Origin of the sequence: Brooklawnia sp. (genome assembly GCF_032229645.1) — a bacterium.
Taxonomy (GTDB): Bacteria; Actinomycetota; Actinomycetes; order Propionibacteriales; family Propionibacteriaceae; genus Brooklawnia.
The window spans coordinates 50,058-72,425 of the sequence record NZ_JAVTWX010000040.1 but is presented as its reverse complement, the minus strand read 5'-3'; the positions used below and the strand labels follow the sequence as shown (position 1 = coordinate 72,425).

General features: G+C 64.7%; 17 protein-coding genes. 13 read left to right on the top strand and 4 right to left on the bottom strand.

Features of this window, described 5'->3' with window-relative positions; genetic code table 11:
• Positions 1-9: 9 nt before the first annotated feature.
• From AAFP05_RS02650 to AAFP05_RS02640, 3 genes are read left to right on the top strand one after another with little or no spacing between them, the layout of a single operon-like run.
• Entirely contained in the window at positions 10-3,474 is a 3,465-nt protein-coding gene (locus tag AAFP05_RS02650) for a transglutaminase family protein (protein ID WP_341728306.1), read from the top strand.
• Between the two features lie 11 nt (positions 3,475-3,485).
• Positions 3,486-6,035: a circularly permuted type 2 ATP-grasp protein gene (locus tag AAFP05_RS02645; RefSeq protein WP_341728305.1), complete on the top strand. Its 2,550-nt coding sequence runs from the start codon at positions 3,486-3,488 to the stop codon at positions 6,033-6,035.
• Positions 6,025-6,930, top strand: coding sequence for a transglutaminase family protein (locus tag AAFP05_RS02640; RefSeq protein ID WP_341728304.1), 906 nt, complete (start codon positions 6,025-6,027; stop codon positions 6,928-6,930). The genes AAFP05_RS02645 and AAFP05_RS02640 overlap by 11 nt, the downstream gene beginning before the upstream one ends.
• A 42-nt stretch (positions 6,931-6,972) precedes the next feature.
• Here AAFP05_RS02640 and AAFP05_RS02635 read toward each other — a convergent pair whose 3' ends face one another.
• From AAFP05_RS02635 to AAFP05_RS02625, 3 genes are read right to left on the bottom strand one after another with little or no spacing between them, the layout of a single operon-like run.
• Positions 6,973-7,734 carry a transglutaminase family protein gene (locus AAFP05_RS02635; RefSeq protein ID WP_341728303.1) on the bottom strand — a complete coding sequence of 254 codons (762 nt, stop codon included), beginning with the start codon at positions 7,732-7,734 and terminating at the stop codon, positions 6,973-6,975.
• Positions 7,725-8,669, bottom strand: coding sequence for an alpha-E domain-containing protein (locus AAFP05_RS02630; RefSeq protein WP_341728302.1), 945 nt, complete (start codon positions 8,667-8,669; stop codon positions 7,725-7,727). The genes AAFP05_RS02635 and AAFP05_RS02630 overlap by 10 nt, the downstream gene beginning before the upstream one ends.
• A complete protein-coding gene (locus AAFP05_RS02625) occupies positions 8,669-10,207 on the bottom strand; it encodes a circularly permuted type 2 ATP-grasp protein (protein WP_341728301.1) in 1,539 nt (512 codons plus the stop codon). The genes AAFP05_RS02630 and AAFP05_RS02625 overlap by 1 nt, the downstream gene beginning before the upstream one ends.
• 152 nt (positions 10,208-10,359) lie before the next feature.
• Here AAFP05_RS02625 and AAFP05_RS02620 point away from each other — a divergent pair, with 152 nt between their 5' ends.
• Positions 10,360-11,292 (top strand): PAC2 family protein, encoded by a 933-nt coding sequence (locus AAFP05_RS02620; protein WP_341728300.1) that lies wholly within the window; start codon positions 10,360-10,362, stop codon positions 11,290-11,292.
• Between the two features lie 104 nt (positions 11,293-11,396).
• Here the strand turns inward: AAFP05_RS02620 and AAFP05_RS02615 are convergent, their stop codons facing one another.
• Positions 11,397-12,140 (bottom strand): ROK family protein, encoded by a 744-nt coding sequence (locus AAFP05_RS02615; protein ID WP_341728299.1) that lies wholly within the window; start codon positions 12,138-12,140, stop codon positions 11,397-11,399.
• 22 nt (positions 12,141-12,162) lie between these two features.
• Here AAFP05_RS02615 and AAFP05_RS02610 point away from each other — a divergent pair, with 22 nt between their 5' ends.
• The 9 genes from AAFP05_RS02610 (at position 12,163) to AAFP05_RS02570 (ending at position 22,282) form a co-directional block, all read left to right on the top strand.
• Entirely contained in the window at positions 12,163-13,368 is a 1,206-nt protein-coding gene (locus AAFP05_RS02610) for an MFS transporter (RefSeq protein ID WP_341728298.1), read from the top strand.
• A gap of 54 nt (positions 13,369-13,422) precedes the next feature.
• On the top strand, positions 13,423-14,625 hold the full coding sequence (locus AAFP05_RS02605; protein ID WP_341728297.1) for an NAD-dependent epimerase/dehydratase family protein: 1,203 nt from the start codon (positions 13,423-13,425) through the stop codon (positions 14,623-14,625).
• A 14-nt stretch (positions 14,626-14,639) separates the two neighbouring features.
• Positions 14,640-15,779 (top strand): glycosyltransferase, encoded by a 1,140-nt coding sequence (locus tag AAFP05_RS02600; RefSeq protein WP_341728296.1) that lies wholly within the window; start codon positions 14,640-14,642, stop codon positions 15,777-15,779.
• A gap of 236 nt (positions 15,780-16,015) precedes the next feature.
• On the top strand, positions 16,016-17,593 hold the full coding sequence (locus AAFP05_RS02595; protein WP_341728295.1) for an acyl-CoA carboxylase subunit beta: 1,578 nt from the start codon (positions 16,016-16,018) through the stop codon (positions 17,591-17,593).
• Between the two features lie 31 nt (positions 17,594-17,624).
• Positions 17,625-17,984 (top strand): OadG family protein, encoded by a 360-nt coding sequence (locus AAFP05_RS02590; protein WP_341728315.1) that lies wholly within the window; start codon positions 17,625-17,627, stop codon positions 17,982-17,984.
• A 2-nt stretch (positions 17,985-17,986) separates the two neighbouring features.
• Positions 17,987-18,493 (top strand): biotin/lipoyl-containing protein, encoded by a 507-nt coding sequence (locus tag AAFP05_RS02585; protein WP_341728294.1) that lies wholly within the window; start codon positions 17,987-17,989, stop codon positions 18,491-18,493.
• Between the two features lies 1 nt (position 18,494).
• Positions 18,495-19,628: a sodium ion-translocating decarboxylase subunit beta gene (locus tag AAFP05_RS02580; RefSeq protein ID WP_341728293.1), complete on the top strand. Its 1,134-nt coding sequence runs from the start codon at positions 18,495-18,497 to the stop codon at positions 19,626-19,628.
• 197 nt (positions 19,629-19,825) lie between these two features.
• Positions 19,826-21,337, top strand: coding sequence for an Hsp70 family protein (locus tag AAFP05_RS02575; RefSeq protein ID WP_341728292.1), 1,512 nt, complete (start codon positions 19,826-19,828; stop codon positions 21,335-21,337).
• Positions 21,338-21,358: 21 nt separating this feature from the next.
• Positions 21,359-22,282 carry a rhomboid family intramembrane serine protease gene (locus AAFP05_RS02570; RefSeq protein WP_341728291.1) on the top strand — a complete coding sequence of 308 codons (924 nt, stop codon included), beginning with the start codon at positions 21,359-21,361 and terminating at the stop codon, positions 22,280-22,282.
• Positions 22,283-22,368 lie beyond the last annotated feature (86 nt).

The following is a 22,368-nucleotide window of genomic DNA, read 5'->3' as shown; positions in this document are numbered from 1 at the left end:
TCTGAGTCGGTGACGATCCGCATCGCCCTGAGGCACCAAACGACCTACCGGTTCGACCGGCCCATCACCGTTCACCCCCACACGGTGCGGTTACGCCCAGCGCCACACACTCGGACGCCGATCGAGGCCTACTCGCTGTCGGTGCAGCCCGCGGAGCATTTCATCAACTGGCAGCAGGACCCGTTCGGCAATTATCAGGCACGTTTGGTCTTTCCCGATCCCGTCGACGAGCTTCAGTTCACCGTTGACATGGTCGCCGACATGACGGTGATCAACCCCTTCGATTTCTTCGTCGAGGACTACGCGGCGGAAATGGAATGGACATATCCGGCCGAGCTCGCCGCCGACCTGCAGCCTTATCTGCATCAGGTGCCCGCCGAACCGGATCAGCCATGGCGCAGCGATGCTGTGGACGATTGGATCGCCCGGCGGATGCCTCGTTCGCAATGGTCACATCGCGGGCTGCGAACCGTCGATTTCCTCGTGCAGGTGAATCAGGCTGTTCATGACGACGTCGCGTACACCACGCGAATGGAGCCCGGTGTGCAGACTCCCGGTCGCACACTGTCGTTTGCGATCGGGTCGTGCCGTGATTCCGCCTGGCTGCTGGTGTCCGTGTTACGTCGCTTCGGACTGGCCGCGCGGTTCGTATCCGGCTATCTGGTGCAGCTGGCGGCCGATATGAAACCCGTCGACGGCCCGGCCGGCCCCGATCGAGACTTCACGGATCTGCATGCCTGGGCCGAGGTCTACGTTCCCGGTGCCGGTTGGATCGGGCTGGACGCGACCAGCGGATTGTTCGCGGGAGAAGGACATATACCGCTGTCGTGCACTCCGCATCCGTCGAGCGCCGCTCCGATCACCGGCAGCACCGAGATCGCCGGGGTCGACTTCAGCTTCAGCAACGAGGTCAGCCGTATCCACGAGGACGCTCGTGTCACCAAGCCATTGAGCGAGAGCCAGTGGCGCGCAGTCGATGCGCTGGGACACCTGGTCGACGCAGGCCTGGCAGACCAAGGTGTCGCGCTGACGATGGGAGGCGAACCCACGTTCGTCTCGGCCGCAGGCACCGCCAGCCCGCAATGGTCGTCCGCCGCCGACGGGGCGGAGAAGCGTGAACTCGCCGCCAAGCTGACCACCCGGCTGCGGCGCCGTTGGGCCGGCGGTGGTCTGGTGCATCACGGCCAGGGCAAGTGGTATCCCGGAGAGCTGCTGCCCAGATGGCAGATGACACTGGCCTGGCGCACCGACGGCGAACCCATCTGGCACGATCCATCGCTGTTGGTCAGTCCGTGGTCACCGGCATCGACGATCTCCGGCGCCGACGAGCTTGCCCATCACATCGCAGCCCGGCTGGGTATCGCCGACGAGTTCGTACTGCCGGTCTTTGAGGACAGCGCGCTGGCGGCAGTCTCGGAGGCCCAATTGCCGCAAGGGCCGCGCCCCGAGATCGATGTCTATCCCGACGATGACGCAGTGTCGAGTGAACAAGCGCGCCGGCAGTTCGTCGACCGACTCGACACCGCCGCCACCGAACCCGCCGGATGGGTGATCCCCGTGTTCGTCGACCCCGACGACCCGGACGGCGGCAGCTGGGCGACCACCGCTTGGCGTCCGAGACGGCGGGCCGTGTTCCTGACTCCGGGGAACTCGCCGATCGGGCTGCGACTGCCGCTGAACGCTCTCGTCTGGGACCAGGCGCCCGACATCTTCCGCAACGCCGACGGCGATCCCGGCCGCACGCTGCCCCCCTTGTCGGGGCCTGATCCGAAGCCTGCCAGGGTGCTGCCCGTCGAGGACGCTCCGCTCACGGCGCTTGCCATCGAGCGGCGCGACGGTCACCTCTTCTGCTTCTTGCCGCCCATCGATCGGCTGGACGACGCCCTGCAACTGATCGCGGCAATCGAATCTGCCTGCGCCGAGCTCGGCTGCCCGGTCGTCCTGGAGGGCTACCAGTTACCGGGTGACGACCGGCTGACGACGCTCAGCGTCACCCCCGACCCCGGTGTCATCGAGGTGAACGTCCAGCCCACCGGCTCATGGGACGAACTGGTGGAGCTCACCAGCACGCTCTTCGAGGACGCTCGCCAGGTGGGCCTGGCCACCGAGAAGTTCGATCTCGATGGCACCCACACCGGTACCGGTGGCGGAAACCACATCACCTTGGGCGGCTCGAGCCCGAAGGACTCTCCGATGCTGCGCCGCCCCGATCTGCTGCGCTCGATGATCACCTACTGGCAGCACCATCCGAGCCTGTCGTATGTCTTCACCGGGCGTTTCATCGGTCCGACCAGCCAGGCACCACGCGTGGACGAAGGATTGCCTGGCACCCTCTACGAACTCGACATCGCCTTCGATGAGCTCGACCGCATGCTCGTCGATCCGACCGTCGAGCACGACGTAGCGAAGGCGATCAGCGCCGACTGGAACGCCGCGGAGCCCATGGATGAGCGGTTGCAGCGCCAGCGGCGCTCCCAACCGTGGCTGACCGACCGGCTGCTTCGTCATCTCCTCACCGATTTGACGGGCAACACGCACCGCGCCGAGTTCTGCATCGACAAGCTCTACAACCCCGACCGGCGCGGCGGGTACGCAGGCCTGCTGGAGATGCGCGGATTCGAGATGCCGCCGCATGAGCGGATGTCGCTGCTGCAGGCACTATTGGTACGCGGATTGGTCTGGAGGTTCGCGCGCAACCCCTATCGCGCGCCGGCAGTGAGATGGGGAACCCACCTGCATGATCGCTATCTGCTGCCGGCCTTCGCCGCAGCCGATCTGTGGGAGGTACTGGACGAGTTCAACGCCCTGCTGCCCGCCGGGGTCGCCGGGTTCGACCTGGCGTGGTTCGAATCGTTCCTGGAATTCCGTTTCCCCAGGCTCGGCGAGGTGCAACTGGGCGACGTCCATCTGGAGTTGCGTCAAGGCATCGAACCGTGGCAGGTGCTCGGCGAAGAAGTTGCCCTCGGTGGCACGGCCCGCTACGTCGACTCGTCGGTGGAACGCCTGCAGGTAGCTGCGACAGGGCTGATTCCGGAGCGTCATCTACTCATGGTGAACGGCCTGCCACTGCCGCTTCGGCCTGTCTCGGGACACGGCTGGGGTATCGGATCGGCCGAACTCACGGATGCTGCGGTGGCCGGTGTGCGGTACAAGGCGTGGTCGCCCGCGTCTTCCTTGCATCCGACGATCGGTGTACATGCGCCGTTGCGCTTCGACCTGGTCGACAAGCTCAGCGGTCAGTCGCTGGGAGGGTTCCGTTACCACGTCGTGCACCCGGGCGGCCGCAGTTACGACAGCTATCCGGTGAACGCGGTCGAGGCGGAATCTCGCAGGGTGGCCAGGTTCGAGCCCTACCAGACCTCCGGACGCATCGATCTTCCGCCGTTCGCCGATTGGGGCACCGCGGAGTATCCGGTGACGCTGGATCTACGGCGATTTGATCAAGGGCGCCTGGCTCTGGGCGAAAGCACCTAGAGTTGGCTCGCGTGAGCCCAGCGTTCGACCAGCACAGCAGCCCCGCGCTACGCGACTATGTAGCACGCGCAGGCAGCCGCGATGAACTGGCGCAGCTGCTCACCGGCCACGATCTGCGCGGTTTCACGCCCGACTTCATCGAGGTCGACGCCTCCGGCTGGCAGCAACGGCAGCATTCGCTCTCCTCCCTCGTCCGCTCGGAGGCGATCACCTACGGTGGCTCATCGGGCAGCCACGTCGCCAAGCCATGGTCGCTCGATGTCGTGCCGTTCATCATGTCGAGCGCCGAATGGACCAAATTGCAGGCCGGGCTACGGCAGCGCGCTGAACTGCTGAACGCCATCCTGGCCGATCTCTACGGCCCGCGCAGGCTGCTGCACAGCGGCGTGCTGCCCAGCGAACTGGTGCTTGCGCACAGTGGTTTTCTGCCGGCAGCCGACGGCATCACACTGCCCGGCCATCATCAACTGACCGTCGTCGCCACCGACCTCATCCGCGGCGGCGACGGCTCATGGACGGCGATTTCCGATCGCACCGGGTCGCCGTCCGGCCTGGGGTACGCGATGGCCAACCGGCGGATGGTCGCCAGGGTGCTCGATGACGACTACCGGCATGTTCCGATTCATCGGCTGCGTGGCTTCTTCGACCAGCTTCGGGTTGCTCTCGAAGACACCCTGCCGGAGCAATCCGACAGCCCGCGGGTGGTGATCCTCAGCTCCGGGACCACCGCCGAAACCGCCTATGACCAGGCTCTTGTCGCCATGCTCGTCGGCTATCCCATTGCTCAACCCGGCGATCTCGAGATCATCGACGGTCACCTGCGGCTGCGCACGATCGGCCGTGGCCGGCCGGTGAACATCGTCCACCGCCGGCTCGACGCCGAGTACGCCGATTCTCTGGACCTGCGCTCCGACTCGCTGCTGGGCATCCCCGGCCTCTTGCAGGCCACCCGCAGGCACCGCGTCTCAGTGGCCAATCACCTCGGATCCGGCGTCCTGGAGAACAGTGGGTTGCTGGCCTATATCGACCGGATCGCGCATTTTCTGCTCGGCGAGTCGTTGAAGCTTGCCACCGCGCCGACCTGGTGGTGCGGCGACCCGGACGGGCTGAGCTACGTCACGAGCCACCTCGATTCGCTGATCATCAAACCGATCTCGCGCACCACCGAGATGCACGCGATTCCCGTTTGGCTGCTCGACGACCGCGGACGCTCAGAGCTGTTGGCCAAGATCGCCACCGAGCCTTGGAGGTGGACCGCCCAGCGCTATCTGGAGCCCAGCACTGTGCCGGTGGTCGAGGGCGGCTCGCTCAGGCCGCATCCGATGGTCCTTCGAACCTTCGGTGTGGCCGACGGGGTCTCCTACTCGTTCATGCCCGGTGGTCTTGCCAGGGTGGCCTCGACAACGGGCCAGTGGAATATCACCAACTCCTCCGGCGCCTCCAGCAAGGATGTCTGGGTACTCGAGTCCGACCGCCAGGAGCCCCGCCGAGCGCAGCCGTCGGCCCTGCGTCCGGTTCGTGCAGCGCCAGCTGCGACCGCCGTCGGGTTGCCGCCGAGCGCCGCCGAGAACCTCTACTGGCTGGGCCGCTACGCCGAGCGGGCCGAGATGACCTCGCGGGTGCTGAAGGTATCCGAGCAATTGATCGCAGACAACCTGGACCGTCCCGATACCCCGGGCCACTCGGCAATGCTGACGATGGTGAGAGCGCTGTCGGTCATCGCCGGCATTCCGTCCGATTCCGCGGGCGAGGGGTCGGACGAGCAGCGGGACCGTCTGCTGCCCTATGTCCGTCGGCTCCTGGTTGATCAGACCAGCCGTGGCGCCGTGGCGCATGCCGTGGACCACATGTCGGTTTGCGCAGCGAACGCCCGGGCGCTGCTCAGCGGCGACACCTTCGCCATCCTCGACGCACTCAATGCCGTCTTGCGCACGGCACGCCGCGACGAAGACCTCTGCGCGGTGCAGCCTGTCATCAACGAAGCACTACGCTCGATGCTCGCCTTTGCCGGGGTCGCCAATGAATCGCTGGTGCGCGACACAACCTGGGCGTTCGTCGAGGCCGGACGTAGGGTCGAACGGGCGCAGATCACCGTGCAGCTGCTGCGCCAAACCGTTGCCTGGGTCACCGGTCCGATAACGGAGGCCACGCTGAGCGAGTCGGTGCTGGAGGCCGGTGACTCGGTGATCACCTACCATCGCAGGCTCGCTGCTGGTGTCGGCGCTCTCGTCCCGGCAGAAGCCACCCTGGAGCTTCTGCTGCTCGACGCGGCGAACCCGCGATCGGTTCGCTACCAGCTCGACAAGCTCGTCCAGGCACTCGCTTTCGCACCCGCAGCGCAGGTCGATGAAGCCGCGAATGCGCTGGTCTCGGCGGTTCGCCAGGTCGGGCCAAGCCAGCTGGCCGGCTCCGAGCGCGAACCGGCGCGCGTGCTGCTCGACCAGCTGGATTCGGGGCTTCGTGGCCTGTCGGAGCTGATCGAGCAGGCGCACTTCCCCGCCCAGCCGCCGGCGATCTGGTTCGCGGTGCCCGAACGATCAGAGGATTCGTATGGGTACTGAGCACAATGATGCCCGCCGGTATCGGATCGTGCACCGCACCGGGTACCGCTACGACGCGGAGGTGACTGCTTCGTTCGCGCGAGCCTTCCTGATTCCTCGTTCGACACCGCACCAACAGGTGCTCGATCACCAGTTGGAGATCTCGCCGTCCCCGGATCTGTGCGAGGTACACACGGACTTCTTCGGCAACCACTCGCACTACATCGAGGTCCACACCCCGCACACCGAGTTCGAGGTTCGCAAGTCGGCCACCTTGGCGGTGGAGTGGCCCAGTGTATGCCTGGCGGAGCTGAAGGTCACCGTAGAGCAGGCCGGGCTACTGGTGAACGACGACCCCGCGCTGGATTCCGTGCAGCGGGCGAGCTATCTGCTGCCCTCGCCGATGATCGAACTGGGCGTCCCGGTGATCCGGTTCGCGACCGGGATTCTTCGGCCTCAGATGCCGGTGGGCGAGGCCATCAGCACCGTGTACCAGACGATCTACCGGGACTTCAGCTACACACAGGGTGCGACGACGGTGACCACCACCTTGCCCGAGATGATCGCGGCTCGCGCCGGCGTCTGCCAAGACTTCGCCCATCTGGCCGTCGCCTGCTTCCGCTCTGCCGGGTTGCCCGCGCGCTATGTCAGCGGCTATCTCGAGACGTATCCGGTGCCCGGTCAGCAGAAGCTCGCCGGCTCGGACGCCAGTCACGCCTGGGCGTCGGTCTATCTGCCGCAGCACGGCTGGATCGATCTGGATCCGACCAACGATCAGCTGGCCGATTCGCGTTATCTGGTGACCGCCTGGGGGCGCGACTTCGGCGATGTGTCACCACTGAAGGGCGTCATCTTCAGCGAAAGCCGCGAGAGTGTCTTGGATGTGGCCGTCGATGTCATCCGGCTGGACGACTGATCGCTGCCGGCTTCGTCAGTCGAAGGGTCCTCTGGAGGGTCCTCAGTTCAGCCGTTCCACAGTGACCTCACCGGTCAGCTTCACCTCACCCGGCGAATCATGGACGCCGAAGAGCACCGGGATGTCCGCTCGGGTGGCACCGTAGCCGACGGCCAGATGCCGGGAATCGGGTGGGCCACCCAGCTGCGGATCCCACGCAACCCATCGTCCGTCCCAGTACTGCAGCCAGCCATATGTTTGAGCAGGGTGCTTCTCACCGCGCATCAGCTCGGCCGGCATGCGGTAGCCGGCCACGTAGCGTGCCGGAATACCGGCCCAGTGCAGCGCCGTCATCGCCTCATGCACCAGCTTGTCGCCGCTACCGCCGACCAGCTCGCGATGGACGAGTTCCTGAACGAACTCGGCCGGTGAGATCGCCTCGGCCCGCCATTGCCGCCATTGCTCAGGTACTTCCAGGTCGTCGGGCAGCTGCAGGTGGTCGCACAACAAGTCGGTCACCGACCGATCCTGTAGGGCCTCCCAGCCGGCACCGCGTCCGCTGGGGGCCACGGGCGCCGAATAGTCGAGTTCGGTGATCGCGGTGACACGCATCCGCCGAGGCGCCTCCGCCACGTTGAACGTGACGACCGAGGTTCCCCAGTAGTCGAAGTACTCGTGCCGCCAAGCCGACGGGGTGATGGACACCACCGGGTGCAGCAGCGACTGATTCGGCAGATAACAAGGAGTCATCCGGGCTTCGCCGTGCCACGCGTGAGTCGGCCGATCCGCCTCGACCAGCACCGTGTGAACGAGTTTCAGTCGCATGCCATGACCTCCCAATGCCAGATCGATGCCTCGGTGCTCGCGAAGTAGCGCTGCGTGAGTTCGGCACTGACCTGGGCGCAGGCAATCTGCACCTGCTCCATCCGGGCGGTCAGCCCCTGAACCAACTCGGGGGTATCCAGGTACTCCATGCGGCTGCGCGTGCGCCCTACCAGCCGGGCCGTCGGATCCTGCCTGGCCTTGACGTTGATCGGGTCGAGTTCGCCGAGCGAATCCTGGACGGCCTGCAATCCGTAGACCAGCGAGTGCGGGAAACGCCGGTCCACGATCAGGAAGCGGGTCGCGTCCAGATAGTCGCCTTCTCCGAAATATGTCCTGGTGAACGCATGATAGCCGCCGACTGCCCGCAGCGCTCTGGTCCAGGCGACCAGATTATTGCCCTCCACCGCCACGGTGCTGATCAGCCGGGAGGTCATGTCAACGCGTTCCAGCGACTGACCGAGCGAGAAGAAGTGGTAGGCCTCGTCATGCACCATCGTCTGACTGGCGAGCCCGGCGATCTGGACGCATCGAAGCCGTACCAGCTGCAAGGACGCAATCGGGCGGATCGCGGTAAACGAGGACGAGAAGATCTCGTTGAAGGTGGTGTTGATCGCCTCCCAGAGCTCCGGTGAGATAGTCTCGCGGATCCGGCGGGCCGACTGCCGCATCGCCGCAATCATCGCACGCACCGAGCTATCGCTGTCCGGGTCGTACCACAGGTACCGCATCACGGCGCTGCCGTCGATGAGTTCGTCCGTGTGTTCGCCGAGTTCCAGCCCCATCGCGCCCAACAGGCTGGCCGAGGCGGCCTGCTCGTCCACCGTCGGATCTTCGGTGAACTGCTGCAGCTTCACTTCGAGGATGCGGCTGATGTTCTCGGCGCGTTCCAGGTAGCGCCCGATCCAGAACAGCGAACCGGCAATACGGCTGAGCATCAGGCCTCCTGAATCTGGGTAGCGAGGGTTGTGGCATCGGGTGTTTCCGGGTCGTCGCTCGGCTGGGACGAGCCCCAGAACTGTGCTCGAACAGGACCACCGGTCCCTTCGTCCATCAGCACCCAGGTGTCCTTCGAGCCGCCGCCCTGCGAGGAGTTGACGATCAGCTGGCCCTCACCCAACGCGACTCGGGTCAGCCCGCCAGGCAGCACCTTGACGCCTTCACCATCGTTGACCGCGAACGGACGCAGGTCGACGTGCCGGGGACTCAGTTCTCCTTTGATCACCGTCGGCACCGTCGACAGCTGGACGACCGGTTGTGCGATCCAGTTGCGGGGCTCGTCCAGGATCGCCGCACGCAGCCGGTCCAGTTCGGCCGGGCTCGCGGCAGGGCAGATCACCACGCCCTTGCCTCCCGAACCATCGACCGGTTTGACCACCATCTCTGCCAACCGGTCCAGCACCTCGACCCGGTCACCTGGATTCTCCAGCCGCCAGGTGTCGACTCCGGCCAGGACCGGTTCGGCGTTCAGATAGTAGCGGATGAGATCCGGCACATAGGTGCAGATCAGCTTGTCGTCGGCTACGCCGTTACCCACCGCGTTCGCGATGGTCACTCCCCCTGCCGCGGCGACCGCGAGGACTCCGGCGACACCAAGAACCGAGTCGGACCGGAAGTACAGCGGGTCGAGGAAGTCGTCGTCCACCCGGCGATAGATCACGTGCACCGGCTGCGCGCCGGTGGTGGTACGCGCCTTGACCTGGCCACCCTCGCAGAACAGATCGGGCCCTTCGACCAGTTCGACGCCCATCATGCGGGCCAGCAGAGCATGTTCAAAGTAGGCGGAGTTGTGGACGCCCGGCGTCAGGACAACCACGTTGGGCTCGCTGATGCCTTCAGGAGCCGCAGCTCGCAGTGCGTTCAGCAGCAGCTGCGGATAGCCGTGCACGGGCCGCACCTGATAGCGGCCCATCCACTCGGGAAAAGCGGCCGACATCGCGCGACGGTTCGTCATCACATAGCTGACGCCGCTCGGAATGCGGACATTGTCCTCGAGCACCCGGAAGACTCCGAAGGCGTCGCGCACCAGGTCGGTGCCCGAGACATGGATACGCACCCCGTTCGACGGCCGGATGCCGTGTGCGACTCGGTGATAGTGAGTCGAGGTCGCGACCAGGCGCCGGGGCACCACACCATCGGCGAAGACCTTGCCAGGACCGTAGACATCGGCCAGGAACGCTTCGAGTGCAGTGACCCGCTGCTGGACGCCGACCTCGATCTGGGTCCAATCGGCCGCCGTGATGATGCGCGGCACCACGTCCAGCGGGAACGGACGCTCGACACCGCCCACGTCGAAGGTGATGCCCTGATCCAGGTAGCTGCTGCGGACGTAATCGGCGCGCTCCACGAATTCGCTGTCAGGCATCTCGGCCAGCAGTTCGCGGGAGATCCGGTACGACGAGCGAACATCACCCTGACCGAACATCTCGTCATAGACGCCGTCCGGGGGATGATATCGGCCAACGAGACTCTCCATGCGGGCAGTTTAAAGACGCCATGTTTCCGCCATGTTGCAGTTGGTCGACAAGCGCGTTCGCCTTGCTGCGGACCAGCTGTGCCGGGGAATACTGACCGTGTGATCGGCGTTGGGTATCTTGATTGGTCGAACACATATAGGAGGCGGTGACGATGCTCGATCCTGCTGAACTCTTCAATCTGGAACCACATCTGGATGCTGACGAGTGCCCGGCGACCGACGGCGAGCGCCCGACCCTGCTGATCACGCTGGGCGGGTATGGGGATGCCGGTGAGGCTCAGGAGCTGATCGGCACCCAGCTGTCGGATCGGCTGGCCAACCACAAGGTGGGCACGTTTGATATCGATCAGCTCTATGACTACGCCGGCCATCGTCCGCCGATTATCTTCGACCGCGATCATTTCACCGACTATCAGATGCCGGAGATCGCCCTGCGCAAGGTGACCGACGATGCCGGGGCGGGGTTCTTCTGGCTATCCGGGCCCGAGCCAGCTCTGCAATGGGAGCGGATGATCACCTCGATCGAGCACGTGATGGACGGCTTCGAGATGGGACGCGTGCTGATTCTGCAGTCGGTTCCCGCGCCCACGCCGCACACTCGTCCGGTTCACATCTCCGGCTTTGCCTCCGATCCGCGGTTGCTCGGCGATCGCACCGGTCTGCCCGGTACCTTCCAAATGAGTTCGCCGTTCATCGGTCTCCTCACTTTGAGGCTGGGTGAGCACGGCAAGGACGTGATCGGCCTGGCCGCGCACGTGCCGTACTACGTCGCCGAGGCCGCCTATCCGGAAGCCGCTATCGCCCTGCTGCAGCAGGCCAGCTCGGTCAGTGGCCTGGCATTGCCCAGCGATGGCGCGCTCACTCAATCGTCCCAGGCCGTGCGCCAGACCATCGAGCAGCAGGTTGCGGCGTCCATCGAGGCGCAGCAGGTCGTCTCGAAGCTGGAGGGTCAGTACGAGGAATACATGAGTCACCGCGAGATCACCTCGAGGTCCAATGTGCCCAGTGCCGAAGAGATCGGAGCCGAGGTCGAAGAGTTCCTCAAGGGCCTGGACGACGGGCCCGATCAGGGCGCAGCAACCTGAGGAACGGCTACCGAGAACCACAGCAGCTACCGGCAATGCGCCAGCCGCTGCTATTTGCGGTAGCCACTGTCGGGCAGCGTGCGCATTTCCGCAGCACATGTCACTTACAGCGACCAGGCACGCACTCCCCCGGCGATGGCCGCCGCGTTGGGGACGATGACCACGTCGTCACCCAATAGGGCCAGCGCGCCCGGTGTAATGCAGCGGGAGTTGCCGCCGCCCAGATAGACACGGTCCCAGACGAAGACCGGACGAAGAGTGTCCACCACGCGGCGAACCCGGCGCGACCACATCGCGTTGCCGAGCCGACGGCGTTCCGGCTCACCGATGTACTCGTCGTAGGTCGACATGCGGATCGGCCCGCGCGAGAGCTCGAGATGGGGCGCCAGCCGCCCGCCATCGAACTGGGCCGACCCGAGGCCGGTGCCGAAGGTCAGCACCAACTCCACTCCTGCCCCCGTGATGACGCCCGCGCCATGCACTTCGGCGTCGTTGAGTACTTTCGCCGGTATGCCCAGCGCAAACGAGACCACCGACTGAAAGTCCAATCCGTCCCATTGGGCCACCAGTTGCGGCAGGACGCGAGTGCGAGGGCCGCGTTCGGTCACGTAGTGCGGGGTACTGATGACCACGCCGTGCCGCAGCATGCCCGGCATGCCGACGGTGATCCGTTGCGCGGGAGGCAGTTGCGCGGCCAAGTCCCGGAAACAGTCGATGAGGCGCTCGGGAGGCAGCGGATATGGCGTTGGCATACGAATGACGGGGGCTCTCATCGTCCCGGCCTCGTCCAGGACCGAGGCCTTGAGTCCTGATCCCCCGCAGTCGACGGTCAACGTATTGATCTGCACGGGCCAACTGTAGGCTTCCCCCGTGATCGGCCGTTCATCTGCTTCCCCCCGGCGTGCCCGCGTCGGGGTATCCCTGAACTTCATGACGAACGGCTTGATGCTGACCTTGACGCCTCGGTTGCCCGAGATCAAGCAGGCGTTCGAACTCAGTGACGGCTTCTACGGCATCGTCGTGGCAGCCATGGGGGCCGGAGCCCTGATCGTCGGCCCGGTGCCTGCCCGTTTCATTGCCCGCCTCGGCGCATTGAAGGTCTCGTTGGTAGCCACCATCGGGGCGGCGATCATGCTGGCCGTGGCCGCTGGCGCGACCCATCCGGCGGTCTTCGCCCTCGCCTTCTTTGTCATGGGCATGCTGGACGCCCATATCGACGCGGCTCAGAACACCCAGGGGGTGGCCGTCCAGGCGTGGGCCGGGCGCACCATCATGAATTCTCTGCACGCGACCTGGAGCATCGGCGCCACTGTGGCCACACTCGCGGGGTCGATTGCTGCCGGCCTGGGTGTGCCATTGGCGGCGCATGGAGCGGCGATTGCGGTGCTGATCGTCCTTCTGGCGCTGGTCTGCTACCGGATGGGAACCATCCCGGACGACGTGCAACTCGCCCAGCAGCACAGCAAGCAGCGAGCAGATCAGAAGGCGCCCGCCAATTGGCGGCGGCTGCTTCCGGTCGTTCCACTCGCCCTGCTGGGCGTGGTTGGAGTCATCCCCGAGGACGCCACCAGCAACTGGGCTGCGCTCTACCTGATCGATCGTTTCGATCTCGGCTTCTCCCTGGCCGGTGCGGCCGTCACGGTGATGCTGGTCGCTCAGGTCATCGGCCGGCTGCTCAGCGACCCACTGGCCGACCGCTTCACCCAGGAAACCGTGGCCGGTGTCGGTGGTGGCCTGGTAGCCGCAGGAGCGCTGCTGGTGATCATCACCCCGGTAGCGCCGTTGGTCTACCTCGGGCTGGTGCTGATGGGCATCGGATGCGCGCCTATCGTCCCGGCGGCCTTCAGCGCTGCCGGACGACTGCCCGGGCTCGCATCCGGCACCGGCATCACGCTGGTCGGCTTCGCGATGCGTCTCGCCCTGACCCTCAACTCTCCGCTGATGGGCGGCGTGGCGGAGGCGACCAGCGTCCGGACCGCTTTCAGCCTGGTCGTTGGTGCCGGCGTTGTCGCCTGCCTGATCGCCCGGCGGTACCGCGAACACCCCGGATCCGATCGACCCATCCGAACACATTGACCCGATACTGTGGCGTAAAGAGCATGAGCGTAACCATCGAGTGAAAGAGATGAGATGAAGGTTCTGGTACTGGGCGGCGATGGCTTCTGTGGGTGGCCCGCATCCTTGCACCTGTCGGCCCGCGGCGACGATGTGGTCATCGTGGACAATTTCTCCAGGCGGCGGATCGACGAAGAATTGGGCGTCGAGTCGCTCACCCCCATCCGGACGATGGTGGAGCGGCGCGCGGCGTGGAAGCAGATCAGCGGTCGCGATATCTCGGTCGTCGAACTCGATGTCGCTCAGGATTACCGGGGGCTGCTGGACCTGTTTCGCGACGAGCGTCCGGACGCCATCATCCACTACGCCGAACAGCGTGCCGCCCCCTATTCGATGAAATCGGGCAAACACAAGCGCTTTACCATCGATAACAATGTCAACGCCACCCACAATGTGCTCTGCGCGATCGTCGAATCCGGGCAGGATATTCACCTGGTGCATCTGGGGACGATGGGTGTCTACGGGTACGGCACGGCCGGCATGGCGATTCCGGAGGGCTACCTCGGTATCCAGGTGCCCGATGGCGACCGGGTCATCGAGACCGAGATCCTCTATCCCACCAACCCGGGGTCGATCTACCACATGACCAAGGTGCTCGACCAGACGATGTTCGCCTACTACGCGAAGAACGATGACCTGCGCATCACCGATCTGCACCAGGGCATCATCTGGGGCACCAACACGATCCAGACGAAGCTGGACGAACGGCTCATCAATCGCTTCGACTACGACGGCGACTACGGCACCGTGCTGAACCGTTTCCTAATGCAGGCCGCGATCGGCTATCCGCTCACCGTGCACGGCACCGGTGGTCAGACCCGCGCCTTCATCCACATTCAGGACATGGTGCGATGTATCGAGATCGCGCTCAACAACCCGCCCGCCGCCGGTGACCGGGTGAAGATCTTCAACCAGATGACCGAGACCCACCGGGTGCGCGATCTGGCGGCGCTGGTCGCCGAGCTGACCGGGGCCGAGGTCGAGACGGTTCCCGATCCGCGTAAGGAGGCCGCCGAGAACGAGTTGGTCGTTCGCAATGACGGCTTCCTCGCGCTCGGCCTGGATCCGATCACCCTCGACAAGGGATTGCTGATGGAGATCAATGAAACCGCGGGACGCTATGCCGACCGCGCCGATCTCAGCCGGATCCCCGCCACCTCGCTGTGGACCAAGAATCAGCAGGCCGGAGTGCCGGCCTCACGAGCTGACGGGCAGTAGGGGCACGCTCGCCGATGCGCATCGCGATGTTCACCGAGGTCTTCTTGCCGAAGATCGATGGTGTGGTCACCCGGGTCCTGCGCACCTTGGACGAGTTGTCGGCCATGGGTCATCAGGTTCTCGTCTTCGCTCCCGGGTCGCCGCCGCCGGTCTATGCCGGATTCGAGATCGTCAAGGTGCGCTCGGTCGGCTTCCGTCCGTGGTACCCCGAGGTCAAGATCGGACTGCCGACTCCGAAGATCGCCGAACAGATGATCGCCTTCCGCCCCGAAGTGGTGCATGCTGTCAGCCCTGCCTGGCTGGCCGCCTATGGCGTGCTGTCGGCCGAGCGACGCGATATCCCGCTGCTCGCGTCCTACCACACTCAGCTGGCCAGCTACACCAAGGACCTGCACCTGTCCTGGCTGACCAGCACGGCAGACCGCTGGACCACTGCCCTGCACAACCGTGCCGAGGTCAATCTGTGTACCTCGCCACAGATGGTGGCGGCAGCGACTGCGCACGGGGTCACTGACGTCAGGCTATGGCCGAAGGCTGTCGACACGGTGACCTATCACCCGGGTGCGCGCACCAAGCGGATGCGCCGCAGACTGACCGACAATCATCCGGACAAGCCACTGGCGATCTACGTGGGGCGCCTGTCGAACGAGAAGAACCTGGACGATCTGCTCCCGGTGGTACACCAGCTGCCCGATGTCAGGTTCGCACTCGTCGGTTCCGGTCCGGCCAGGGCTCAGCTGGAGAGCCGCTTCGCGGGGACCAACACCGTCTTCACCGGATACCTGCGTGGCCACGAACTGGCGGAGGCCTATGCCACTGCCGACGCCTTTCTCTTTCCGTCCACGACCGAGACACTCGGGTTCGCTGGTCTGGAGGCGATGGCATCCGGGGTACCGGTGATCGGCGCGAACGCCGGCGGTATCCCGCATCTCTTCGAGGATCAGGTGCAGGGGTTCTTGGTTACCCCGCACGGTTCGGATGAGATCGTGGAGCGGCTACGACTGTTGGTTGCCGATTCGCAGCTGCGTGCCCAGATGGGTCGCGCCGCCCGCACCGAGGCTGAGCGTTTCAGTTGGCGGGCCTCCACCGAAGCACTCGTGGGCTATTACGATCTGGCAATTGAACGGCATCGCAGGCCGCACAAGAAATCCTGAGTCCATCTCCCTGCCGAACACCTGATTACGCTGGCCACAAGCGCTTTGACGAGAATATTCTTCTTGATCAGTGGACTGGCCCGGAGTCAGGCGAGGACCGATTGACCGCGTTGACGATGCGCACGTCAGGACAAATGGAAACCACGGCAACAGGCTCGGCGAGATCCCGGGCAGCCATGCTACGTTTGGCCAAGCATCGGTTACCGGTGCCGACTACCTGTGACAGCGAGGTGACAATGACCGACACCGTGAGACCAGAGCAGTCGTCCGCAGATGATCATCTGTCGATTCTGCGAGACATGCGAGAAAAGGCACTGCAGGGGGGCGGGCAAAAGCGCATAGCAGCGCAACATGCCAAGGGCAAGATGACGGCGCGCGAGCGATTGTCAATTCTGCTCGATGAGGGCTCCTTTCAAGAACTGGGCGCCTTGGCCACTCATAATCTGAACGATTTCGGAATGGCCGACAAGCGTTATCCGGGCGACGGAGTCATTACCGGCTTTGGAAAGATCAACGGTCGTCGTGTTGCGGTCTATGCGCAGGACTTCACCGTATTGGGCGGATCTTTCAGCCAGGTGCAGGCGCAGAAGATCAACAAGATCCAAGATCTCGCGCTTGAGAGCGGGATCCCGATCGTCGGATTGAACGATTCGGGCGGCGCCCGCGTGCAGGAGGGCGTGCGTAGTCTCGCGGCCTACGGCGAGGTCTTCCAGCGAAACGTCGCGGCCTCGGGGGTGATTCCCCAGATCAGCCTGATCATGGGGCCGTGCGCCGGCGGTGCGGTCTACTCCCCCGCGCTGACCGACTTCACGATCATGGTCGATCAGACTTCGAATATGTTCCTCACCGGCCCCGAGATCGTGGCATCGGTGACCGGAGAGCAGGTCACTGCCGATGAGCTCGGCGGTGCCGCGGTTCATGCCGGACGAAGCGGCGTAGCCCAGTTCGAGGCCAAATCGGAGACCGAAGCGCTCGAGATGACCAAGCTGCTGCTCAGTTACCTTCCGGCCAACACCTCCGAGGATGCACCGATCCTGATCAGCGACGACAATCCCGATCGCATGGACGAATCGCTCAACACGATCGTCTCCGAGGACGAGCGCAAGGGCTATGACATGCGCACGGTGCTCGACCAGATCTTCGACACCGATTCGATCCTCGAAGTGCATGAGGCATTCGCGCCGAACGCGATTTGTGCCTTCGCTCGTCTGGATGGACGCCCGGTCGGCATCGTCGCCAATCAACCGCTGGTGATGTCAGGGGTGCTGGACATCGATTCGTCCGACAAAATCAGCAGGTTCATCCGGATCTGCGATGTCTACTCGATTCCGGTGATCACCTTCGTCGACTGCCCCGGGTATCTGCCGGGCGTCGAGCAGGAGTACAACGGCGTCATCCGGCATGGCGCGAAGATCATCTACGCCTACTGCCAGGCGACGGTCCCGAAGATCTCGATCGTCACCCGCAAAGCGATCGGCGGTTCGTACGTCGCGCTGAGCTCCAAGCAGATGGGTTCGGACGTGGCGTTCGCCTGGCCGACGGCCCAGATCGCCGTGATGGGACCCGAGGGTGCGGCCCGGCTGCTGCACGGCAGGCAGATCAAGGAATCCGAAGATCCCGCTGCCACCGAGGCCCAGTTCATCGCGGAGTACCGGGAGAGGTTCTTCAATCCTTACCGGGCTGCCGACCTCGGCCAGATCGATGAGGTCATCGAGCCCAAGGAAACCCGGCCGCGCCTGGTGCGTGCCCTCGAGGTTCTGCAAACCAAAGTCGCTCCGACCGTCGCCAAACGGCACGGTCTGTTCCCGGTGTAATCCGATGGCTGACCTTGGATGGGGCTTGACGATGATGCTGCTGGGCATGGGGTCGGTGTTCCTCATGCTCATCGTGCTCATGGCCGTGTTGATGCTTCTAGGCCGCTCGACTAAGCAACCGGCCCCGGCTGCCGTTGAAGAAGTATCTCCTGAACTCGAACCGACCTCGATGGAACCAGCCGACGAGAATCTTTGGATGACGATCGCAGATGACAGCGGTCTGACTCCCGAGCAGATCGCTGCCGTTTCGGTCGCGGTTGCCGTGCATGCGGACGTGCGCCGCAAGCAGGGCGCTCCTGCCAATCGCGTCTATGCTCCCGGTTCGCGCCTGTGGGCGAGCCGCTGGGTAGCCATGGGGCGCAGTTCCCAGATGACTAACCAGAGGAGATGACAGTGCGTCGCTATCAACTCACCGTCAACAACAATCAATACGACATCGATGTCGAGGAGAACTCGGCGACCGATTTCACCGTCTCCATTGACGGCCAGACGGTGAACGTGAGCCTCAACTCGCAGGCCGACCTGGCTGATGCCGCGATCACTCCGCAGATCGAGGCCCGCTCCGCGGCCATCGCCGCTGCCGCTCAGTCAGGAGTTCCGGTTGCACCCAAGGTGCCCGCGACGATGCGCGCTGCCAAGCCACGCACACCATCCCCGGCTGTGGCAGGTGGCGCAGATCTGGCCTACTCCATGAGTGCACCCATGCCGGGTGTCATCGTCGAGATCAATGTGGCTGCGGGCGCCACCGTCAACAAGGGCGATGTTGTCATGGTCCTTGAGGCCATGAAGATGAAGAACGATCTGCACGCCAGCCGGGACGGTGTCGTCGAGTCGGTGGATGTCGCGCAGACAGACCAGGTCAAGTACGGCCAGGTTCTGCTGCGGTTCGCAAAGGACTGATATGGACGCATCCACTATCCAGAGCCTGCTTACCGGGTTTTACAACCTGAGTTGGCAGGGCGTGGTGATGATTGCGGTCGGCATTCTGCTGATCTGGCTTGCCGTCGCCAAGGAATACGAACCGCTCTTGCTGCTACCGATCGGAGCCGGCTGCGTGCTGGCCAACATGCCGATCTCCATGATGCTCGGCACTGCTGAAGAGCCTGGCATGCTTCAGGTGCTCTACAACGTCGGTGTCGGCAACGAGTTGTTCCCGCTGCTGATCTTCATCGGCATCGGGGCGATGACCGACTTCGGCCCGCTGCTGGAGAACCCGAAGATGGTGCTGTTGGGTGCGGCCGGACAGTTCGGCATCTTTCTGACGCTCATCCTGGCCCTCGTGCTCGGCTTCACCCAACCGGAGGCCGCCTCGATCGGCATCATCGGCGCCATCGACGGCCCCACCTCGATCTACGTCTCCGCGCAGCTCGCTCCGCATCTGCTGGGCCCGATCACCGTCGCCGCATACAGCTATATGTCGCTGGTTCCGATTATCATGCCACCGGTCATGCGGCTGTTGACCACCAAGAAGGAACGCTCGATCCGGATGCCATACTCGGTCCGCGAGATCAGCCAGCGGACCCGCATCATGTTCCCCATCGTGGTGACGATCATCGTGGGCCTGCTGGTGCCGTTCGCCCTGCCGCTGATCGGCACCTTGATGCTGGGCAACCTGCTTCGCGAGTCGAAGGTCGTGGAACGTCTGTCGGGTGCTGCGCAGAACGAACTGAACAACATCGTGACCCTCTTCTTGGGCCTGGCGATCGGTTCGACCATGGTCGGCACGAACTTCATCAAGCCGCAGACACTGTTCATCCTGGTGCTCGGCCTGCTGGCCTTCTGCCTCGACACCGCGGCCGGCGTGCTCTTCGGCAAGCTGATGAACCTCTTCAGCGGCGGCAAGTTCAATCCGCTGATCGGTGCCGCAGGCATCTCGGCCTTCCCGATGGCCGCCCGTGTGGTGCAGAAGGAAGCCAGCCGCGAAGACGACAGCAACTTCGTTCTCATGCATGCCATGGGTGCGAACGCGGCCGGTCAGGTCGCGTCGGCGATGGCCGGTGGCGTGCTGCTGGCACTGATGGCGGGCGTCGTCTAGCAAGCAGAAACATCCCGGTCTGGTGGGGGCTATGCCGAGAAGGCGTGGCCCCCACAGCCGTTCCTTCCCCGGGATTCGCCCACCAAGGGTGCTCGGGATCTCCAGGGTCCTAAGCACATCTGCCCCGGCCGTGGCCAACCGTCCTAACGGCGCGGCACTCACCGGTTGTTGGGCGCGGCCGGGTTAGGCTTGTCCATATGCACTTGGGCATCGATTTTGGCACTACCCGCACCGTGGTCGCGTATACCGACCGTGGAAACTACCCAGTTGTGGCGTTCACGGACGACGATGGCGATGCCCACGAGTACCTTCCGTCCCTGATAGGGGTGGCCGACCAAGACCTCGTCTTCGGCTTCGAAGCCGCACGAGCACAGGCCGACGGACACCCGGTTCTCCGCTCTGTCAAGCGCGAGCTGGCCTCGGCCGCGGTCTCGACCTCGACCCGGATCACCATCGGCGACCTGCACCCGCTACTGCTGGACGTTTTGACCGGGTACCTCACTCAGCTGCGCAGCAAGCTGGAGACCTCGTCCACGATCGCTCAGATTCTGAAATCCGACCCGATCACCAGCGTGGTCGTCGCAGTACCGGCACACGCCAACAGCGCCCAGCGTTTCCTCACACTCGAAGCCTTCCGGCGCGCCGGCTTCGCGGTGACTGCGATGCTGAACGAGCCGTCGGCGGCGGGTTTCGAGTACACCCACCGGCTGGCCAACTCCCCCAGCGCCCGCCGCAGCCGGCTGGTCGTCTACGATCTGGGCGGTGGCACCTTCGACGCCTCCTTGGTCGCGATCCACGATCGCAGTCACGCGGTGCTCGGCTCCGTCGGCATCAACCGGCTCGGTGGCGACGATTTCGATGCCGTGCTGGCCGATCTCGCCTGCCAGCAAGCAGCTGTGAGCCCCGACGATCTCGGCGTTGAGGCCTACTTCTGGCTCCTGGGCGACGCTCAGGCTGCCAAGGAGCAACTCGCACCGCAGACTCGCCGCATCGTGCTCGACGTGCAGGACAAGACTGTCATCGTCCCGGTGGCCGACTATTACCAGGCCTGCGCGGCGCTTGTCGAGCAGTCCATCACCGCCATGGGGCCGCTCGTCGATGGCCTGGACGCCGGCGAGCCGGATCTGTCGACCATCGCCGGCCTCTACCTCGTCGGCGGCGCGAGCTCGCTGCCGTTGGTACCCCGATCGCTGCGCGAGCGCTTCGGACGCCGGGTCTACCGCTCGCCGTATCCGGCCGCATCCACCGCGATCGGACTGGCCATCGCCTCGGATCCCGATTCCGGGTACACGCTGTCTGACCGGCTGTCCCGCGGTTTCGGGGTCTTCCGGGAGGCCGACGGCGGTCAGCGCCTGCAGTTCGACTCCATCTTCGACCGCAATCAGACGATGGTCGCCGGCAGCGATCTCACGGTGCAGCGCCGCTATCGGGCGGCCCACAATCTCGGCTGGTACCGCTTCGTCGAATACGCGGGCCTCGCCGACGGCCAGCCAGCGGGCGACATCGTCCCTTACCCCGACGTCATCTTCCCATTCGATCCGGCTCTCCAGAACGAAGCCCCGGTCTCGAGCGAGGTCGAGGTCCGACGCACCGGCGAAGGCCACCTGATTGAGGAGTCCTATCGGCTCGATCAGCACGGTATTGTCTCGGTGACCATCACCGATCTGGATTCCGACTACCGGCAAACCCACCAGCTGGGGCTGGGCTGACACGCCAGCTAAGCTGGCCCGATGGCAGCAAACCAGCCTGAACCCGGCTCCGAGTGGCCCGACTTCGTTCCCCCAGATTTCGAACAGTCGATTCCACAGGCGCCCAAGGAGCCGACCGCTGGCGGCGCTGTCCCGCCGTTCAGCGGGCCGGTGCTGCCGCCGCAAAGCAACACTTACCGGCCCGACACCGGGCCGAGCGGGCGCCCCGGCCGCCAATCCGATGACCGCTGGTTCAGTCGTCCGGCCGGCAACGGGGGCGCCGCCTTCGGGCCGCGCGCGGCCGGCCGTACACCGGTCACCAATGCTCTGATCGGCATCTGCGTGGTCGTCTGGATGCTGCAGAATCTCTCGTACACGTTCAACGACCTGGTCATGCTCATCCCGTCGGTCGCGAACACCGAGCCGTGGCGTTTCCTCACCTCGGCCTTCGCGCACGCCCCGCGCTCGCTCACCCACATCGGCTTCAACATGCTGACGCTGTGGCTGATGGGACGCTATCTCGAGCCGATTCTGCGCGGACGACTCTTTCTGGCGGTCTACCTGATCTCGGCGCTCGGCGGCGGCACCCTGTTTGTCTTGTTGGCCTTCCCACCCGGGAGCGGGCCTGGTGGCACCGGATCGAACTGGAACAGCGCGGTCGTGGGGGCTTCAGGCGCGATCTTCGGGCTGTTCGGCGCCTACCTGGTGCTGGCGTGGACGATGAAACGCTCCGTGACGCCGATGCTGGTCTTGCTGGGTCTCAACCTGGTGATGATCGTGCTCTTCCCCGGCATCGCCTGGAGCGCGCATGTCGGCGGTTTCCTCACCGGCGCTGCGGCGAGCGCGGTTGTCTTCTGGAACAGGCGCCGATCTGCGGCCGCCGGCGGCTCGCAGCCGTGGTGGCGACTGGCGATGGTGGTCGGAATCCTCGTTGCGGCGCTGGTGATCAAGTATCTGACGATCTAGCCGAGATGGTCAGATACTTGAGCGGCCGACGCTGTGGCAAAAGTCTCGACTCTCAACCTGACCGACTTGGCAGGGACGGCCGCGTT

Excerpts from the sequence above, each read along its gene's own strand:
- AAFP05_RS02630 (WP_341728302.1), bottom strand. The coding sequence starts at position 8,669 with ATGCTCAGCCGTATTGCCGGTTCGCTGTTCTGGATCGGGCGCTACCTG.
- AAFP05_RS02640 (WP_341728304.1), top strand. The coding sequence starts at position 6,025 with ATGGGTACTGAGCACAATGATGCCCGCCGGTATCGGATCGTGCACCGC.
- AAFP05_RS02625 (WP_341728301.1), bottom strand. The coding sequence starts at position 10,207 with ATGGAGAGTCTCGTTGGCCGATATCATCCCCCGGACGGCGTCTATGAC.
- AAFP05_RS02590 (WP_341728315.1), top strand. The coding sequence starts at position 17,625 with ATGATGCTGCTGGGCATGGGGTCGGTGTTCCTCATGCTCATCGTGCTC.
- AAFP05_RS02600 (WP_341728296.1), top strand. The coding sequence starts at position 14,640 with ATGCGCATCGCGATGTTCACCGAGGTCTTCTTGCCGAAGATCGATGGT.
- AAFP05_RS02620 (WP_341728300.1), top strand. The coding sequence starts at position 10,360 with ATGCTCGATCCTGCTGAACTCTTCAATCTGGAACCACATCTGGATGCT.
- AAFP05_RS02595 (WP_341728295.1), top strand. The coding sequence starts at position 16,016 with ATGACCGACACCGTGAGACCAGAGCAGTCGTCCGCAGATGATCATCTG.
- AAFP05_RS02580 (WP_341728293.1), top strand. The coding sequence starts at position 18,495 with ATGGACGCATCCACTATCCAGAGCCTGCTTACCGGGTTTTACAACCTG.
- AAFP05_RS02605 (WP_341728297.1), top strand. The coding sequence starts at position 13,423 with ATGAAGGTTCTGGTACTGGGCGGCGATGGCTTCTGTGGGTGGCCCGCA.
- AAFP05_RS02635 (WP_341728303.1), bottom strand. The coding sequence starts at position 7,734 with ATGCGACTGAAACTCGTTCACACGGTGCTGGTCGAGGCGGATCGGCCG.
- AAFP05_RS02570 (WP_341728291.1), top strand. The coding sequence starts at position 21,359 with ATGGCAGCAAACCAGCCTGAACCCGGCTCCGAGTGGCCCGACTTCGTT.
- AAFP05_RS02575 (WP_341728292.1), top strand. The coding sequence starts at position 19,826 with ATGCACTTGGGCATCGATTTTGGCACTACCCGCACCGTGGTCGCGTAT.